We start from the raw sequence: 17,914 nt of genomic DNA, 5'->3' as shown, positions 1-17,914 counted from the left end.
CGTGGCCGAGTGCGCGTTTGTCCCCGGGAACTCGGCCACGGCGCCTTTTCGTTGACCGGGCAGGTGACACGACACCAGAGGCGGCCGTCCCGGGGAAGCCTCCACCGCAACCGCGTACCCCGCCGTTCCCCCGCGATGTGACGTGTGGCACCATGCAGGCCACCCCCCACCGGCACAGCCCTCACAGGAGACACTCCTAGTGCAGCAATCCGCCGTCCCGGAGCTCGCCCACACCCATACCCGCCCCATCCACTGGCTCGCCACCGCCACGGCCGTGGCCGGCGTGGTGGCCCTGTCCTCCGTCGTGCAGCCCGGCCCCGCGACGGCGGCCCAGGCGGCCGCCCCGGAGACCAGGAGCGCCCCGGCGCACGTCGTCCCGCCCGACCCGGCGGACGTCGAGTTCCCGCTCCAGTGCGGAACGGTGCGGACGAAGGTGGCGCACAAGGCGTCCGGCGACCTCGACGGCGACGGCAGGCCGGAGACGGTGGCCGCGGTCCACTGCGACTCGCCGATGGGCACACCGCCCGACGGCCTGTACGTCCTGACCCGCGGCTCCGGTGCGGGCGAACCGCGCGTGGTGGCCACCCTCGTCGACCCCGAGGACCGCCAGACGGTGTCCGGCCTCGCGGTGCGCGACGGCGCCGTGCTGGCCACCCTCCTCGGCTACTCGTCCTCCGACGTGCCCAGTTGCTGCCCGGACCTGAAGGACGAGGTGAAGTGGCAGTGGAAGAACGGCACGTTCGTCCGCTCCACGCCCGCGGGTGCCCGCAGCGTCTGACCCGTTGACCCCGGCCGGTGTGAGGAATCAGACAGCGATGACGGCGCGTGCCGGACGGGTCACGCGGCGTCCGGTCCGAAGATCTCGACCTTGTCCGAAACGCGACGCACGTGGATGCACTCGCCCGGACACTCCTTCGCCGAGTCGGCGACGTCCGTGAGAAGCGGCAGCGGCACGGGCGTTGTCGCGCCCTTGGCCTGCAGCAGCTCGTCGTCGGCGCCCTTCACGTAGGCCAGACCGTCGATGTCCAGCTCGAACACCTCGGGCGCGTACTGGGCGCAGATGCCGTCGCCGGTACAGAGATCCTGGTCGATCCAGACCTCCAGGTCCTCACCGTCGACTCCGGCCTCCTCCTGCACGTTCATCTCTCCTGCCGTTTGAGCGCCGAACTGGACGGGAATCCGGCCAGCTCTGACGGGTGTTGAACATCTCGACCCTACCTCCGGCTGCTTTCCCTTCACGTTCGGTGGGTATCTCCCCTCCGTGAGGGAGAGCGCAAGGGTGAAGATCGGACACACCCCGACAGTCTTTGTGATCTAGGGGTTTCAATCGACACCGGCCCAGGTAGGGTCTGGAAGCGTCCAGCTCCCCTTGGAGGAGGTGAGGACCGTGGCAGCCCACGACGACGACATGAACCGCGGCATCCGCCCGGGACGCGGGTCCGACGACCCGGCCGGGCAGATCGCCTACCTTGAGCAGGAGATCGCCGTCCTGCGACGCAAGCTCGCCGACTCTCCGCGGCACACGAGAATTCTCGAAGAGCGGATCGTCGAGCTGCAGACCAATCTGGCCGGCGTGTCCGCACAGAACGAGCGGCTCGCCAACACGCTCCGTGAGGCCCGCGACCAGATCGTGGCCCTCAAGGAGGAGGTCGACCGGCTCGCGCAGCCGCCGGCCGGCTTCGGTGTCTTCCTGCAGGCGAACGAGGACGGCACCGCCGACATCTTCACAGGCGGCCGCAAGCTCCGGGTGAACGTCAGCCCGAGCATCGAGCTGGAGGAGCTCAGGCGCGGCCAGGAAGTCATGCTCAACGAAGCGCTCAACGTGGTCGACGCCATGGAGTTCGAGCGCGTGGGTGACATCGTCACCCTCAAGGAAATCCTGGAGGACGGCGAGCGCGCCCTGGTGCTCGGCCACACCGACGAGGAACGGGTGGTGCGGCTCGCCGAGCCGCTGCTGGACGTCACCATCCGCCCCGGCGACGCCCTCCTGATGGAACCCCGCTCTGGCTACGTCTACGAGGTCGTGCCCAAGAGCGAGGTCGAGGAACTGGTCCTCGAAGAGGTCCCGGACATCGGCTACGAGCAGATCGGCGGCCTCGGCGGCCAGATCGAGGCCATCCGCGACGCCGTCGAGCTCCCGTACCTCTACCCGGACCTGTTCAAGGAACACGAACTGCGCCCGCCCAAGGGCGTGCTGCTCTACGGCCCGCCCGGCTGCGGAAAGACGCTGATCGCCAAGGCGGTGGCCAACTCGCTGGCCAAGAAGGTCGCCGAGGTGACCGGCCAGGCCGCCGGCAAGAGCTTCTTCCTCAACATCAAGGGCCCCGAGCTGCTGAACAAGTACGTCGGTGAGACCGAGCGGCAGATCCGCCTGGTCTTCCAGCGGGCCCGGGAGAAGGCGAGCGAGGGCACGCCCGTCATCGTCTTCTTCGACGAGATGGAGTCGCTCTTCCGCACCCGTGGCTCCGGTGTCAGCTCGGACGTGGAGAACACCATCGTCCCGCAGCTGCTCGCCGAGATCGACGGTGTCGAGGGCCTGCAGAACGTGGTCGTGATCGGTGCCTCCAACCGCGAGGACATGATCGACCCGGCCATCCTGCGACCCGGCCGGCTCGACGTGAAGATCAAGATCGAGCGTCCGGACGCCGAGGCGGCCAAGGACATCTTCGGGAAGTACCTCACCGAGCGCCTCCCGCTCCATTCGGAGGACCTGCGCGAGCACGGCGGCGACAAGGGTGCGTGCGTCCAGGCCATGATCCAGACGGCCGTGGAACACATGTACGCCGAATCGGAGGAGAACCGCTTCCTGGAGGTCACCTACGCCAATGGTGACAAGGAAGTCCTCTACTTCAAGGACTTCAATTCCGGCGCCATGATCGAGAACATCGTGGGTCGGGCCAAGAAGATGGCCATCAAGGATTTCCTTGAGCACGACCAGAAGGGTCTGCGAGTGTCCCACCTGCTCCAGGCCTGCGTGGACGAGTTCAAGGAGAACGAGGACCTTCCCAACACCACGAACCCGGACGACTGGGCCCGGATCTCCGGAAAGAAGGGCGAGCGGATCGTCTACATCCGCACCCTCATCACCGGAAAGCAGGGCGCGGACACCGGACGCTCCATCGACACGGTGGCGAACACCGGGCAGTACCTGTAAGAACAGGGTGGCTGCGGGTGCCCTCACCGGGTACCCGCAGCCGACTGTTTTTTCCGGCCACTGCCGTAAATGAGAGCGCGCAAGGCAATGACGCAAATGATCTCCCCACCAGCGCAAAGGCGTTCTAGGCTCTTGCATACCGCCGAGTCGCGCAGTGCGGGGACGGGCACCGCACACGCAACCGAGCGCCAGCGGTATCTGAGCGGCGCCCACGACCGAGGGTGCCGCCGGGCAAGGAGGGCCGCATGACCGTACGGCGAGTAATGGGCATCGAGACGGAGTACGGGATCTCCGTCCCCGGCCACCCCAACGCCAATGCCATGCTCACCTCGTCCCAGATCGTCAACGCCTACGCGGCGGCGATGCACCGGGCCCGCCGGGCCCGCTGGGACTTCGAGGAGGAGAATCCGCTGCGCGACGCGCGGGGCTTCGACCTCGCCCGCGAGGCCGCCGACTCCAGCCAGCTCACCGACGAGGACATCGGCCTGGCCAACGTGATCCTCACCAACGGCGCACGGCTCTACGTGGACCACGCCCACCCGGAGTACAGCGCGCCGGAGGTCACCAACCCGAGGGACGCCGTCCTGTGGGACAAGGCGGGCGAGCGCATCATGGCGGAGGCCGCCGAGCGCGCCGCCCAGCTGCCCGGCGCCCAGCCGATCCACCTCTACAAGAACAACACCGACAACAAGGGCGCCTCCTACGGCACGCACGAGAACTACCTGATGAAGCGGGAGACCGCGTTCTCGGACATCGTGCGCCACCTGACGCCCTTCTTCGTCTCCCGTCAGGTCTTCGCCGGGGCGGGCCGCGTCGGCATCGGCCAGGACGGGCACGAGCACGGCTTCCAGCTCAGCCAGCGCGCGGACTACTTCGAGGTCGAGGTCGGCCTGGAGACCACCCTCAAGCGCCCGATCATCAACACGCGCGACGAGCCGCACGCCGACGCCGAGAAGTACCGCCGGCTGCACGTGATCATCGGCGACGCCAACCTGTCGGAGATCTCGACGTACCTCAAGCTGGGCACGACCGCACTGGTGCTGTCCATGATCGAGGACGGCTTCATCGCGGTCGACCTGGCCGTCGACCAGCCCGTCCGCACCCTCCACCAGGTCTCGCACGACCCCGGCCTGAAGCGGCTGATCACGCTGCGCAGCGGCCGGACACTCACCGCGGTCCAGCTCCAGATGGAGTACTACGAGCTGGCCCGCAAGTACGTGGAGGAGCGCTACGGCGCCGACGCGGACGAGCAGACCAAGGACGTCCTGGGCCGCTGGGAGGACACGCTCAACCGCCTGGAGAACGACCCGATGAGCCTGGCCGGCGAGCTGGACTGGGTCGCCAAGCGGGAGCTCATGGAGGGCTACCGGCGCCGCGACGACCTCGACTGGGACGCCGCCCGGCTGCACCTGGTCGACCTCCAGTACGCCGACGTGCGCCCCGACAAGGGCCTGTACAACCGTCTCGCGGCCCGCGGCCGGATCAAGCGCCTGCTGGACGAGGAAGACGTCGAGCGGGCCCGTACGAAGCCGCCGGAGGACACGCGCGCGTACTTCCGCGGGCGCTGCCTGGAGCAGTACGCGGACGACGTCGCGGCGGCCTCCTGGGACTCGGTGATCTTCGATCTGCCGGGGCGGGACTCCCTGCAGCGGGTCCCAACCCTGGAACCGCTTCGCGGAACGCGTAATCACGTCAAGGAGCTCCTGGACCGCTGCCGCACGGCGGAAGACCTGGTCAGAGTCCTGTCGGGCCACTGAACGGAAGTTCGGTCCGGACCCGCCGGCGCGGGGTGGAAAACCCCGTGCCAGGGAATCAAGGAGGTGGGCCCCGTACGTTGGAAGAACTGCGGGGCCGATGTCGGACCCTGCTTGTAGGGTCTGATCAAGAACGTCGAACCGAGCGGGGTGAGGGTTATGGCGACCAAGGACACCGGCGGCGGACAGCAGAAGGCGACGCGCTCCACCGAGGAGGTCGAGGAGCAGGCGCAGGACGGGCAGGCCTCCGAGGACCTCAAGGAGCGCCAGGAGAAGCTTTCGGACGACGTGGACTCCGTGCTGGACGAGATCGACGACGTCCTCGAGGAGAACGCCGAGGACTTCGTGCGGTCCTTCGTCCAGAAGGGCGGCCAGTAGGCCCTCTGCGGCTGACGAGCGGGCGTGAGTGCTGCGTGCGGTGCGGTTCAGACCGTGCCGCGCGCAGCATGCGTTTCGCGTCCGGACCGGGACGTGTTTTTTCGGTTCCGCCGGGCATGTGGATCACCGCCGTCGGGCGGGTAGGGTCCGAGGCATACCAGGCCCCGGCCGGGCGACCGCGCCGGGGAGTTTTTCCAGGATCGGCCCGACGTCACAGGGCGGGCTGTTGCATACGTGGAAGGAATCGCGTGGAAGCCAACACTCGTAGCACCGGGCGTCTACCAGCTGCCTTCCTGACGCCGGGATCTTCGTCCTTCGTGGACTTCCTGTCCGAGCACCAGCCCGAACTGCTGCCGGGCAACAGGAAGTTGCCGCCCGTCCAGGGCGCGGTCGAGGCGCCGCACGGCACCACGATCGTGGCCGTGACGTTCCCCGGCGGCGTCGTGCTCGCCGGTGACCGGAGGGCCACCATGGGCAACGTCATCGCGCAGCGGGACATCGAGAAGGTCTTCCCGGCGGACGAGTACTCGGCGGTGGGCATCGCCGGTACGGCTGGTCTCGCCGTGGAGATGGTGAAGCTGTTCCAGCTGGAGCTGGAGCACTTCGAGAAGGTCGAGGGCGCGCAGCTGTCGCTGGAGGGCAAGGCGAACCGGCTGTCGACCATGATCCGTTCCAACCTCGGCATGGCCATGCAGGGCCTGGCCGTGGTGCCGCTCTTCGCGGGGTACGACGTGGACCGCGGCAAGGGCCGCGTCTTCTCCTACGACGTCACCGGCGGCCGCTCCGAGGAGCACGGCTACGCGGCCACGGGCTCCGGCTCGATCTTCGCGCGCGGCGCCATGAAGAAGCTCTACCGGGACGACCTGACCGAGTCCGAGGCCACGACGCTCGTGGTCCAGGCGCTGTACGACGCGGCAGACGACGACTCGGCGACCGGCGGTCCCGATGTCGCCCGCCGGATCTACCCGATCGTCACCGTGATCACCGACGACGGCTTCCGCCGGCTCACCGAGGACGAGTCCTCCGAGATCGCCCGCGCGGTGCTCCAGCGGCGTCTTGAGCAGCCCGACGGTCCGCGGGCCGCGCTGCTCTGAGCGCGTGAGCTTCTTGGTCAGGTGATCCAGTGACTTCGACAGAAAGGGACGGATAACCGGTGTCGACGCCGTTCTATGTCTCACCCCAGCAGGCCATGGCCGACCGGGCGGAGTACGCCCGCAAGGGCATCGCCCGTGGCCGCAGCCTGGTCGTGCTGCAGTACGCCGACGGCATCGTGTTCGTCGGCGAGAACCCGTCCCGCGCGCTGCACAAGTTCAGCGAGATCTACGACCGGATCGGCTTCGCGGCCGCCGGCAAGTACAACGAGTACGAGAACCTCCGCATCGGCGGCGTGCGCTACGCCGACCTGCGGGGCTACACCTACGACCGGGGCGACGTGACCGCCCGCGGTCTGGCCAACGTGTACGCCCAGACGCTGGGCACCATCTTCTCCAGCGTCGGCGAGAAGCCGTACGAGGTGGAGCTGGTCGTCGCCGAGGTGGGCGAGACGCCCGAGGCCGACCAGATCTACCGGCTGCCGCACGACGGCTCGATCGTCGACGAGCACGGCTCGGTGGCCGTCGGCGGCAACGCGGAGCAGATCAGCAGCTACCTGGACCAGCGCCACCGGGACGGCATGACGCTGGCCGAGGCGCTGCGGCTGGCGGTGCAGGCGCTGTCCCGCGACACCAACGGCAGCGAGCGGGAGATCCCCGCGGAGCGGCTGGAGGTGGCGGTGCTGGACCGGACCCGGCCGCAGAAGCGGAAGTTCCGGCGGATCACCGGCGCCCGGCTGTCGCGGCTGCTCGCCGAGGGCAACGGCGAGCCGGCCGGGGACTCCTCGGAGGCGGACGACTCGGAGGACTAGCCGCACAGACACCACCGCACATCACCTCGCGCCCCGGCCGCTCAGGACCGGGGCGCGCGGCGTGCGGCAGGGGTTTGCCGCGCCGCGCGTCAGAGGCGGGGCGGCGGCGCTGTGGAGGCCCGGACGACCAGTTCGACGGGGATGTCGCCCGCCTCCGGTGTGCGGCCCTCCAGGACCGCCAGCAGGGCCCGCATGCCCCGCTCGCCGAACAGCTCCGCGTCCAGGCGGACCGTCGTCAGCTCCGGGTCGATCGCCGTGGCCAGGGCGAGGTCGTCCAGACCGGTGACGGACACGTCGGACGGGACCCCGAGGCCCAGCCGGCGGATCGCCTTGTAGGCCCCGGCCGCCAGCTTGTCGTCGTCGCAGACGACCGCCGTGGGACGCGGACCGGGGACCGTCAGCGCGGCCTCCGCGGCGTACTGCGCGCCGTCGATCGAGATGGGGGCGCGGGCCGTACGGATCTCCGTGCCGGCCACCCGGCCCAGCCGCTCGGCCAGTTCCCGGGCGCGCACCTCGAACGTCCAGGAGGGCACGTCTGCCGCGAGGTGCAGAAAGCTGCGGTGGCCGAGCCCGAGCAGATGCTCGGCGACCTGGCGCACGCCGTCCGCGATGTCGAGGTTCACCGTCGCCGCGCCCAGGCTGCCGGCCGGATCGCTGTCCAGCATCACCAGCGGCAGCTGGTCGCCCCGGATCGCGGAGAGCGCGTCCGCGGCCATCGAGGACGCGATGACGCCGTCCAGGGCGGCCTGGGCCGACGCGAACGGGTCGCGGGCCGGTCCGATGCCCTCGGGGGAGGGGTAGAGCACCACGCCGAAGCCGTGCTCGGCGGCGACCCGAGCGGCGCCCGTGTAGACACCGGCGAAGAACTCCGTGGTGAGCGCCGGGACGACCAGCAGGACCGTGCGGGTGCGCCCCAGGCGCAGATTGCGGGCCGCCAGGTTCGGCCGGTAGCCCAGGTCGCGCGCGGCGTCGCGCACGCGCTGCGCGGTGGCCTCCGAGACGCGCCCGCGCCACTTGTCGCCCAGCACCAGCGAGACCGCGGCCTGGGAAACCCCGGCGGCCTGGGCGACGTCCCGGCTCGTGGGCCGTGTGCTGCCTCGTGCCACCGTGGGCCCGCTCCTTCGCCTGGACTCGTGAACTGCGCACATGGTACGTATGACAGAGGTAGTTATACGTACAACTCGTGTCGGTGGCCGGAAGCGTCACGGGCGGACGGAGGGCGGACATGGCCACGGGATATCTGGAGATCCTCCGGGCGAAACACGCCACCCGTCTGCTCGTCGGCACCCTCGTGGGCCGGCTGCCCAACGCGACGGCGGCCATCGCGATCGTGCTGTTCGTCCGCGCCGAGGGCGGCACGTACAGCCTCGCGGGCGCGCTCGCGGCCGTGTACGGGGTCTCCAACGCCGTGGGACAGCCGCTGCTCGGACGGCTCGTCGACCTGTACGGACAGCCGCGCGTGCAGCTGCCCGCCGCCGTCGGCTCCGCCCTGGCGATGGCCGTCTTCGCCTTCACCGGGACCGACCCCGTGTTCCTGGCCTACGTCGCCGTGGCCGCCGCCGGACTCCTCACGCCGCCCCTGGAGGGCGGTCTGCGGGCGCTGTGGCCCGGCGTGCTCGGCAAGGAGGAGCAGGTGCACACGGCGTACGCCATGGACGCCGTCGCCCAGGAGGTGATGTTCACCGTCGGGCCGTTGCTGGTGACCCTGTGCACCGCCCTGTGGTCCGCGCAGGCCGGACTCCTCGTCCTGAACGCCGTCGGCGTGCTCGGCGCGCTCTCCGTGGTCGTCTCGCAGCCCTCCCGCGCCTGGCGGTCGGCGCCGCGCGAGGCGCACTGGCTGGGCGCGCTGCGCTCGCCGGGGCTGCTGGCGCTGCTCGCGGCGTTCCTGTTCGTCGGCGTGGCCCTCGGCTCCATCACCGTGGCCGCCGTCTCGTACGCGGACGACCACGGCGGCGACGCCGTCTACGGCTGGCTGATGGCGGCCATCGGTCTGGGCGCGCTCGTCGGAGGCGCGGTGTACGGCGCCCGGCAGTGGGCCGGTGAACCCGCCCGGCGACTGCGCGTCCTGGTCGGCCTTCTGGCGGTGTGTTACCTGCCCCTGATGCTGATGCCGGGCCCGGTCGCCATGACGCTGCTCACCGTCGTCGCCGGCGTCTTCCTCGCACCGGCCATCGCCTGCGCGTTCGTCCTGGTCGACCGGCACGCGCCGCGCGGCACGGTCACCGAGGCGTTCTCCTGGCTCGTGACGACGTTCACCGTGGGCGCGTCGGTCGGGACGGGCCTGACCGGACCCGTCGTCGAGGTGGGCGGCGCCGTGTGGGGCTTCGCCGTGCCGGCCGTCGCGGGCGGTGTGTCGCTGCTGGTCCTCATGGGCACGGGACGGGTACTCGCAGCTCCCGCCCGCGGCGCGGTCATTGCCTCCGGTTCGGAAAATGATCCAAACCGTGCCGTCGAACCCCGTTTCAGCTCAGGGGATCGGGCGTAATGTTCACTCATGGACCGCCGCATTTTCGGGCTGGAGAACGAGTACGGCGTCACGTGCACGTTCAGGGGACAGCGCCGCCTGTCGCCTGACGAGGTGGCGCGGTACCTCTTCCGCCGTGTCGTGTCATGGGGCCGCAGCAGCAATGTCTTTCTGCGAAACGGCGCCCGGCTCTATCTCGACGTGGGGTCACATCCGGAATACGCCACACCCGAATGTGACAACGTGATCGAACTGGTCACCCACGACAAGGCCGGCGAACGCATTCTCGAAGGACTCCTGGTAGACGCGGAACGACGCCTGCACGAGGAGGGAATCGCGGGCGACGTCTACCTCTTCAAGAACAACACCGACTCGGCGGGCAACTCCTACGGGTGTCACGAGAACTATCTCGTCGCCCGGCACGGGGAGTTCTCCCGGCTCGCCGACATCCTCATTCCGTTCCTGGTGACCAGGCAGCTCCTGTGCGGTGCCGGCAAGGTGCTGCAGACCCCGCGCGGGGCCGTGTACTGCGTCAGCCAGCGGGCCGAGCACATCTGGGAGGGCGTCTCCTCGGCGACGACCCGCTCCCGGCCGATCATCAACACGCGCGACGAGCCGCACGCGGACGCGGAGCGCTACCGCCGCCTGCACGTCATCGTGGGCGACTCGAACATGTCCGAGACGACCATGCTCCTCAAGGTCGGCGCCACCGACCTGGTGCTCCGCATGATCGAGGCGGGCACCGTGATGCGGGACCTCACCCTGGAGAACCCGATCCGGGCGATCCGCGAGGTCAGCCACGACATCACCGGCCGCCGCAAGGTCCGCCTGGCCAGCGGCCGCGAGGCCTCCGCCCTGGAGGTGCAGCGGGAGTACTACGAGAAGGCCGTGGACTTCTGCGAGCGGCGCGGCATCCGCACCGGCACCGTCGAGCAGGTCCTGGAGCTGTGGGGCCGCACGCTGGACGCGATCGAGACCGAGGACCTCGACCGCATCGGCACCGAGATCGACTGGGTCATGAAGTACAAGCTCCTGGAGCGCTACCGCGCCAAGCACAACATGACCATGTCCCACCCGCGGGTCGCGCAGATAGACCTCGCGTACCACGACATCCACCGGCGTCGTGGCCTGTACTACCTGCTCGAGAAGAAGGGCCAGGCTGCCCGGATCTGCAACGACCTGAAGATCTTCGAGGGCAAGTCCGTCCCGCCGCAGACCACCAGGGCCCGGCTGCGCGGCGACTTCATCCGGCGGGCCCAGGAACAGCGCCGTGACTTCACCGTCGACTGGGTGCACCTGAAGCTCAACGACCAGGCGCAGCGCACCGTGTTGTGCAAGGACCCGTTCCGTTCCGTGGACGACCGGGTGGAGAAGCTCATCGCCGGTATGTGACACGGCCACGGCCCGGCGCCGGCTCGCCGGGGACGCCCGGTGCCCGGAGGTGTTCACCGCCTCCGGACACCGGGCGTTTCACATGCCGGCCGACGGGTTTTTGATGGGCCGGCCGGGGCGCCGCGAAGATGTCGCGCGCGGCGGCGTGTCCCCGCCTGACCCGTGCGCGGAGCGTGTAGGTCGTAGAGTGGCGGCCATTGCCCCCCACCTCCGAACCCAGTTGGACTGATGAACTACACCATGAAACGACGCGTCGCGGCGCTGCTCGCCGTTCCCGCACTGTTGTTCACCGCCGCGTGCGGTTCGGACGACGACAGCAACGGCGATGCGGAGGCAGGCGTCGCCCAGGTCAAGGGCAAGGTCGGGGAGAAGCCCGAGATCTCCGTGCCCAAGGACGGCAAGCCGTCCCAGAAGACGGTGACCGAGACGGTTTCCGAGGGCAGCGGCGCCGCGATCAAGGCCTCCGACTTCGTCCGGCTGGACTGGACCGTCAAGAAGTGGGGCGGCGACCAGGACCTGGGCGGCACCTGGGCGGCGCCGCAGACCGGCGCCAAGACGCCCAAGCAGCAGTCCGTCGAGCAGGTCGGCAAGCAGAGCCAGCAGCTGCCCGCCAAGGTCCTCGAGGCCGTCAAGGGCAAGAAGGCGGGCAGCCGCATCCTCGTGCAGGGCACCGCCGGCGACCTGATCGGCCAGAACCTCAACCCCTCCTCCGGCATCACCGCGAAGGACGTGCTGATCTGGGTGGTCGACCCGGTCGGCGCCGCCGCCGTCGACGCCAAGGGCGAGGCCGAGGGCGAGCAGGCGGCCACCGAGGCGGGCCTGCCCGAGGTGAAGGCCGCGTCGCAGAAGGCGGCCACCATCACCGTGCCCAAGGGCGTCAAGGCCCCCAAGGACCTCAAGCAGCAGGTGCTGATCAAGGGCAAGGGCAAGAAGGTCGAGGCCGGCCAGGGGCTCGTCGCCCAGTACACCGGGGTCAAGTGGGAGGACGGCAAGAAGTTCGACTCCTCCTGGGACCACGGGGGCGCCACCGCCTTCCAGATCGGCACCGGCTCCGTCGTGCAGGGCTGGGACAAGGGCCTCGTCGGCAAGAACGTGGGCGACCGGGTCCTGCTGGTGATCCCGCCCTCCCTCGGCTACGGCGCCAGCCCCAGCAGCGAGCTGGCGAAGAACACGCTGGTCTTCGTGGTCGACATCCTGGGCACCGTCTGACCGGGAAGTCTGTGAGACTGTTGGCGACGCAGGTCACGCAACAAGGAGAGATGAAGTGAGCATCGACAAGCCCGAGATCGACTTCCCGGGCGGCGAGCCCCCGGCGGACCTTGAGATCAAGGACATCTGGGAGGGCGACGGCGAGGTCGCGCAGGCCGGCCAGACCGTCACGGTCCACTACGTGGGCGTGGCCTTCAGCACCGGCGAGGAGTTCGACGCCAGCTGGAACCGCGGCACCCCGTTCCGCTTCCCGCTGGGCGCCGGCCGGGTCATCAAGGGCTGGGACCAGGGCGTACAGGGCATGAAGGTCGGCGGCCGCCGCCAGCTGACCATCCCGGCCCACCTCGCCTACGGCAACCAGAGCCCGACCCCGGCGATCAAGCCCGGCGAGACCCTGATCTTCGTGGTCGACCTGCTCGGGGTCTGACCGTCGTACGACGGCACCCGATCACCCGGGGCCCATGCCTTTCCGGCATGGGCCCTCGGCTTTTGTCAGGACACCGCAGAGCGGTACGGTCGTCGCTCGTAAGCACCATAGGGAGGCGAAGCGCGTCGATGGCCATTGCCAAGGCCGAGCGGCTGATGAACCTGGCGCTGTGTCTGCTCGGGACCCGGCGGCCGCTCAGCAAGCGCGAGCTGCGTGACTCCATCGAGGCATACGTCGAGGCTTTCGGGCCGGGGAACGGCGCGGCCGGCAGCGACGACTCCTTCAACCGGATGTTCGAGCGCGACAAGGACGATCTGCGCGAACTCGGCCTGGTGATCGAGACCGTGGAGAACCTCGACGGCGAGGTCGGCTACCTGGCCCGCCGCGACAGCAACCGTCTGCCGCCCATCACCCTCGACGCCGAGGAGGCCGCCGCCCTGGGGCTGGCCGCCAAGGTGTGGCAGCAGGCCCGGCTCGCCGGCGCCGCCAGCGGCGCCCTGCAGAAACTGCGCGCCGCCGGGCTCCCCGAGGACGTCGACCCGTACGAGGCCCACAGCGCCCTGGAACCGCGCATCCCCGTGCACGAGGCCGCCTTCGAACCGCTGATGCTGGCCTGCCGCGACCGCCGTCCGGTCGTCTTCGACTACCGCAAGGCCACCGCCGCGCACCCCGAGCAGCGGCACGTCGAACCGTGGGCCCTGGAGTGCTGGCGGGGCCACTGGTACCTGGCGGGCTGGGACCGCGACCGGGGCGCCGAGCGCGTCTTCCGGCTGTCCCGGATCACCGGCAGGGTGCGCTCGCGCGGCGGCCGGTTCACCGTCCCGGTCCCCGACGTCGTCACCGTCCGCGAGACCGTCGCGAGCTGGGCCGGCGAGACCGCGGACCGCTCCGCGCGCATCCGGCTGCGCGCGGCCGCCGGATACCCCCTTCGGGCGAAGGCCACCGCCGTCCGGGAACTCGGCGACGGCTGGGACGAGTTGGAGATTCCGTACGGGCACGGGCTGGACGCCTGGCTGGTGGAGTTCGGGCCGGACGTGGTGGTCCTGGAGCCCGCCGAGCTGCGGGCCGACGTGGTGGACCGGCTGCGCGCCGTCGCCAGGGGCTGAGGGGGAGCGACAACACAGTGGCAGGCAAACCGGTCAGGCCCACGAGCGCCATCGATCAGACCCGGCGGATGCTCTCCCTGGTGACCTATCTGCGGGAGCGCCCCGGCGCCCGGGTCGAGGACGTCGCGCGCGCCTTCGGGATCACCGAGGACGAGCTGGTCTCCGACCTCGACGTGCTGCCCATGTGCGGCACCAGCTTCCGCGGCGGCGACCTGCTCGACATCGACACCGACGGCGAGCGCATCTGGTGGCACAACCCGGCCGCTCTCGGCGCGGACGCCGCCGAGCCGCTGCGGCTCGCCGCCGACGAGGCCACCGCGCTGCTCGTCGCCGCCCGCGCCGTGGCCACCCTGCCCGGCCTGCGCGAGAGCGACCGGCAGGCGCTGCTGCGGGCGACGGCCAAGGTGGAGACCGCGGCCGGGGAGGCCGCCGGCGCCAGCTCCCGGCTGTCGGTCACCTTCGAGTCCGAGGGCGGCGTCTTCGCCGACGTCGACCGGGCCATCGCCGAGCGCCGCCGCCTGTGGATCCGCTACTACTCACCCGCGCGCGACGAGGTCACCGAGCGGGAGATCGACCCCATCCGCCTGGTCAGCGTCGGCCACACGTACGTGGAGGCCTGGTGCCGGCGCTCCGAGGCGCGCCGCACCTTCCGGCTCGACCGGGTCGCCGAGATCAAGATCCTCGACGAGCCGTCCGCACCGCCCGAGGTGGAGCTGCGGGACCTGTCGGAGGGGCTGGTGCAGCCCGCCGCCGAGGACCCCGAGGTCGTCGTCGAGGTCGGGCCGGGCGGCCGCTGGGTCGCGGAGTACTACCCGCACGACAGCGCGCAGGAGCTGCCGGACGGCGGGCTGCGCATCAGCCTGCGCACCCCCGACCCCGCGTCGCTGCGCCGCCTGGCGCTGCGGCTCGGCCGGGACGGCCGGATCGTGTCGCCGCCCGAGCTCGCCGAGAGCGCCCGGCAGGCGGCCCGCGAGGCCCTGGCGGCGTACGACGCCATCGGCGGGAGCGACGGGACCGAGGCGGGGCGGCCGCGGGCGGTGCCCGTGGTCCAGGACGGGCAGGACGACAGGCAGGAGCGGGTGCTTTGAGCGAGTCGGCGATGTCTGGTGCGCGGAGCATGACGGTGGCCTCCGCGTTCGCGGGGATGAGGAGCGTGGCCCCGGTGGTGTTCCGGGCGGGCTGCCCGGACTGCCGCGCGAGTTTCGAGCTCACCGCGAGCGCCCTGCGCCTGACCATCGGCGCCACGAGCCGGACCACGTTCTACTCCTTCACCTGCCCGGACTGCGGCGCCGCGGTCCGCAAGCCGGCGGGGGAGCGGATAGTGGAGCTCCTCACCGGCGGCGGTGTGCGGACCCTGCGGCTGCACTCGACGGTGTAGCCCGCCGCCGACCGGTCGCACGACGGCCGGCCGGGACGGTCTAGGCTCGACGTCATGTTCTGGCCGATGTTCGCGATTGCTGTGGGTTTTCTCGGGCTTGTGGTCCTCGCGGTGTTCGCCGTGCGGGTCTTCGTGGAGGCGGAGCGCCTCGGCAGGCAGGTCTCCGACTCCGCGCGCCGTATCAACAGGGCGGCCGAGGACCTGGAGCGCGCGGCGGCGAGTACGGCCCGTTCCGTCGACGCGCTGTGAGGCCCCGGCCCGCCGCCCGCGGGTTCGTCGTTCGAGCCGTCGGGAGCGCTTCGCCCTGTCGGCCCGCAGGGGGCGGCAGGTAGGCTGCTTGTCGCGGCCGGAGAACGAGGCCCGGCCGCGGACGGGAGTACGCACAGGGGACGCACGGGCATTGCCTCACGTTCACCCCTGAGCGTTACGATCGCTGTCAGCACGATCTGTCGGACGTGTGTCCGACCGGTCGGACGGCACCCCACCCCAAGCCGCCTCGGTGAGAAGGTAAAGACTTATGTTCGGAAGGCTCGGCGCTCCCGAGATCATTCTCATCCTCGTCGTCATCATCCTGCTGTTCGGCGCGAAGAAGCTTCCGGACATGGCGCGTTCGCTCGGCAAGTCCGCGCGCATTCTCAAGAGCGAGGCCAAGGCGATGAAGGAGGAGAAGTCCTCCGCCCCGGCCGACCCGCCCAACAACGACGAGCAGCCCCCGGCCCAGCGCATCATCCAGGCCGCTCCCGGCGACGTGTCCACCTCCCGCCCGGTCAACGAGCCGACGGACACGACCAAGCGCTGACGCGGGGCCGGTGACCTCCGGCCCGCCCGCACGAGATGGGAACGTGGGTTGCTGAAGCCTGCCCGCAAGAAGGAGAAGGATCCGGAGGGGCGGATGCCCCTCGCGGAACATCTTCGTGAGCTCCGCAACCGGCTTGCGAAGGCGCTGGTGGCCATCGTCGTCGTCACCGTGGTCGCCGCCTTCTTCTACAACGACATCATCAACTTCTTCACGGAGCCGATCCTCAAGTCGGTGGGTTGCAAGGAGTCCTTCGAGGAACTGGCCAACTCGCGGTCCGACTCGCCGTGCGCGCAGATCACCATCAACGGTCTGCTGACGCCGTTCACGCTGGCGCTGAAGGTGTCCCTGATGGCCGGTGTCGTGCTGGCCGCGCCGGTCTGGCTCTACCAGCTGTGGGCGTTCGTCGCCCCGGGACTGCACGGGCACGAGAAGAAGTACGCCTACGCGTTCGTGGCCACGGGCTTCCCGCTGTTCCTCGGCGGCGCCTTCTTCGCCTACAAGGTGCTGCCCACCACCGCGAAGGTCCTGATCGAGTTCACCCCGTTCGGCGTCGACAACCTGCTGCCGCTGGACGACCTGCTCGATCTCGTCACGCGCATGGTGATCGTCTTCGGCCTCTCCTTCGAGCTGCCGCTGCTGCTGATCATGCTCAATCTCACCGGGGCGCTGAGCGGCAGGCGGATGCTCGGCTGGTGGCGCGGCATGATCATGGGCATCACGGTGTTCGCGGCCGTAGCCACGCCCAGCACCGACCCGCTGACGATGATGGCGCTGGCCGGACCCATCTGGATCCTGTACTTCACGGCGGTCGCCGTCTCGCTGCTCAACGACCGGCGCCGACGCCGCCGCGAGGCCCTGGAACCCGCCGACGACGAGGCCTCCGAGCTGGACCTCACCCCCGAGGACATCGGCGAGGTCGAGCCCGTGACCGCGCAGCGGGCCCTGCCCGAGCAGGCCGGACCGGACCGGGTCAACGGTTATGACGACGTGACCTGAAGACCGGCCGACACCTCGTAGGGTCGGGCCGTGACCTGCGAGATCACCCTCTTCGTCAACCCCACCGCGGGCCGCGGCCGGGGCGCCCGCGCGGCGCAGCCGGCCGCTTCCGCGTTGCGGGCGGCCGGTTTCTCCGTCCGCACGGTCCTCGGCGAGAACGCCCCGGACGCCCTCACCCGCGCGCGCGGCGCCGTCGCGGACGGCACCGAAGCCCTGATAGCCGTCGGCGGCGACGGCATGGCGAGCCTCGCCCTGCAGGCCGTCGCGGGCACGAGCACCCCGCTCGGCCTGGTCGCCGTCGGCACCGGCAACGACTTCGCCCGCGCCCTCGGCCTGCCGGTGCGGGACCCGGCCGCCGCGGGCCGCCTGATCGCCGACGCGCTCAAGGGCGGGCGGCTGCGGGACGTCGACCTCGGGCGGGCCGGCGACCGGTGGTTCGGCACGGTCCTCGCCTCCGGCTTCGACTCCCGCGTGAACGACCGCGGCAACCGGATGCGGTGGCCCGCCGGCCGCGCCAAGTACGACCTGGCGATGCTCGCCGAACTCGCGGCGTTCCGGCCGTTCCCGTACCGCATCCGGCTCGACGACGGGCAGGTCCGGGAGGTGGAGGCGACGCTCGTCGCCGTCGGCAACGGATCGTCGTACGGCGGCGGCATGCGGATCTGTCCCGGCGCCGACCTCGCCGACGGGCTGTTCGACATCACCGTGGTCGGCGACTGCAGCCGCGCGACGCTGCTGAGGGTGTTCCCGCGCGTCTACCGGGGCACGCACGTCGACCATCCCGCGGTCACCGTGCTCCGGGCGGCCCGGGTCGAGCTCGCCGCGGACGGCATCACCGGGTACGCCGACGGGGAGCCGCTCGGCCCGCTGCCGCTGGCGGCGCGCTGCGTGCCCGGCGCCGTGCGGGTCGTGGGGCCGTGAGCTGGGCGTACCCGGGGTCTGCCGGCAGCCGAT

19 protein-coding genes are annotated in these 17,914 nt (G+C 70.6%); 17 read left to right on the top strand and 2 right to left on the bottom strand.

Going from position 1 to position 17,914, the window contains the following annotated elements:
* Positions 1-199: 199 nt before the first annotated feature.
* Positions 200-778, top strand: a complete 579-nt coding sequence (locus tag QC282_RS29175; protein ID WP_279552583.1) for a hypothetical protein — start codon at positions 200-202, stop codon at positions 776-778.
* A gap of 59 nt (positions 779-837) precedes the next feature.
* Here QC282_RS29175 and QC282_RS29170 read toward each other — a convergent pair whose 3' ends face one another.
* Positions 838-1,143: a ferredoxin gene (locus tag QC282_RS29170; protein ID WP_279552582.1), complete on the bottom strand. Its 306-nt coding sequence runs from the start codon at positions 1,141-1,143 to the stop codon at positions 838-840.
* 244 nt (positions 1,144-1,387) lie between these two features.
* On the opposite strand from QC282_RS29170, the gene arc reads away from it, so the two are divergent.
* From arc to prcA, 5 genes are all read left to right on the top strand, one after another.
* A complete protein-coding gene (gene arc / locus QC282_RS29165; RefSeq protein WP_279552581.1) occupies positions 1,388-3,154 on the top strand; it encodes a proteasome ATPase in 1,767 nt (588 codons plus the stop codon).
* Positions 3,155-3,399: 245 nt separating this feature from the next.
* Entirely contained in the window at positions 3,400-4,911 is a 1,512-nt protein-coding gene (gene dop / locus QC282_RS29160) for a depupylase/deamidase Dop (RefSeq protein ID WP_369293052.1), read from the top strand.
* Between the two features lie 156 nt (positions 4,912-5,067).
* Complete coding sequence (locus QC282_RS29155) at positions 5,068-5,286, top strand: ubiquitin-like protein Pup (protein ID WP_279552580.1); 219 nt, start codon at positions 5,068-5,070, stop codon at positions 5,284-5,286.
* Between the two features lie 248 nt (positions 5,287-5,534).
* Positions 5,535-6,380, top strand: coding sequence for a proteasome subunit beta (prcB, locus tag QC282_RS29150; protein WP_279552579.1), 846 nt, complete (start codon positions 5,535-5,537; stop codon positions 6,378-6,380).
* A gap of 59 nt (positions 6,381-6,439) precedes the next feature.
* Positions 6,440-7,189: a proteasome subunit alpha gene (gene prcA / locus QC282_RS29145; RefSeq protein ID WP_279552578.1), complete on the top strand. Its 750-nt coding sequence runs from the start codon at positions 6,440-6,442 to the stop codon at positions 7,187-7,189.
* A gap of 89 nt (positions 7,190-7,278) precedes the next feature.
* On the opposite strand, the gene QC282_RS29140 is transcribed toward prcA, so the two are convergent.
* Complete coding sequence (locus QC282_RS29140; protein WP_279552577.1) at positions 7,279-8,295, bottom strand: LacI family DNA-binding transcriptional regulator; 1,017 nt, start codon at positions 8,293-8,295, stop codon at positions 7,279-7,281.
* A 119-nt stretch (positions 8,296-8,414) separates the two neighbouring features.
* On the opposite strand from QC282_RS29140, the gene QC282_RS29135 reads away from it, so the two are divergent.
* From QC282_RS29135 to QC282_RS29085, 11 genes are all read left to right on the top strand, one after another.
* Entirely contained in the window at positions 8,415-9,674 is a 1,260-nt protein-coding gene (locus tag QC282_RS29135) for an MFS transporter (RefSeq protein WP_279552576.1), read from the top strand.
* Between the two features lie 9 nt (positions 9,675-9,683).
* On the top strand, positions 9,684-11,045 hold the full coding sequence (gene pafA, locus QC282_RS29130; RefSeq protein WP_020274871.1) for a Pup--protein ligase: 1,362 nt from the start codon (positions 9,684-9,686) through the stop codon (positions 11,043-11,045).
* Between the two features lie 228 nt (positions 11,046-11,273).
* Positions 11,274-12,254: an FKBP-type peptidyl-prolyl cis-trans isomerase gene (locus QC282_RS29125; RefSeq protein ID WP_279552575.1), complete on the top strand. Its 981-nt coding sequence runs from the start codon at positions 11,274-11,276 to the stop codon at positions 12,252-12,254.
* Between the two features lie 55 nt (positions 12,255-12,309).
* Complete coding sequence (locus QC282_RS29120) at positions 12,310-12,681, top strand: FKBP-type peptidyl-prolyl cis-trans isomerase (protein WP_184824563.1); 372 nt, start codon at positions 12,310-12,312, stop codon at positions 12,679-12,681.
* A 128-nt stretch (positions 12,682-12,809) separates the two neighbouring features.
* Complete coding sequence (locus QC282_RS29115; RefSeq protein ID WP_279552574.1) at positions 12,810-13,787, top strand: YafY family protein; 978 nt, start codon at positions 12,810-12,812, stop codon at positions 13,785-13,787.
* Positions 13,788-13,804: 17 nt separating this feature from the next.
* Positions 13,805-14,875 carry a WYL domain-containing protein gene (locus QC282_RS29110; protein WP_279552573.1) on the top strand — a complete coding sequence of 357 codons (1,071 nt, stop codon included), beginning with the start codon at positions 13,805-13,807 and terminating at the stop codon, positions 14,873-14,875.
* Positions 14,872-15,165: a hypothetical protein gene (locus QC282_RS29105; RefSeq protein ID WP_279552572.1), complete on the top strand. Its 294-nt coding sequence runs from the start codon at positions 14,872-14,874 to the stop codon at positions 15,163-15,165. The genes QC282_RS29110 and QC282_RS29105 overlap by 4 nt, the downstream gene beginning before the upstream one ends.
* Before the next feature lie 54 nt (positions 15,166-15,219).
* A complete protein-coding gene (locus tag QC282_RS29100; protein ID WP_279552571.1) occupies positions 15,220-15,414 on the top strand; it encodes a hypothetical protein in 195 nt (64 codons plus the stop codon).
* Positions 15,415-15,682: 268 nt separating this feature from the next.
* A complete protein-coding gene (gene tatA, locus QC282_RS29095) occupies positions 15,683-15,964 on the top strand; it encodes a Sec-independent protein translocase subunit TatA (RefSeq protein WP_279552570.1) in 282 nt (93 codons plus the stop codon).
* A gap of 48 nt (positions 15,965-16,012) precedes the next feature.
* Complete coding sequence (gene tatC, locus QC282_RS29090) at positions 16,013-16,960, top strand: twin-arginine translocase subunit TatC (RefSeq protein WP_279552569.1); 948 nt, start codon at positions 16,013-16,015, stop codon at positions 16,958-16,960.
* Between the two features lie 30 nt (positions 16,961-16,990).
* A complete protein-coding gene (locus QC282_RS29085) occupies positions 16,991-17,881 on the top strand; it encodes a diacylglycerol kinase (RefSeq protein WP_279552568.1) in 891 nt (296 codons plus the stop codon).
* The last annotated feature ends 33 nt before the right edge of the window (positions 17,882-17,914 follow it).

The organism is Streptomyces sp. DH24, assembly GCF_029813775.1.
In the GTDB taxonomy this organism is placed as follows: Bacteria; Actinomycetota; Actinomycetes; order Streptomycetales; family Streptomycetaceae; genus Streptomyces.
Note: the sequence above shows the minus strand (reverse complement) of the source record. Positions and strands in the feature narration are given on the sequence as shown.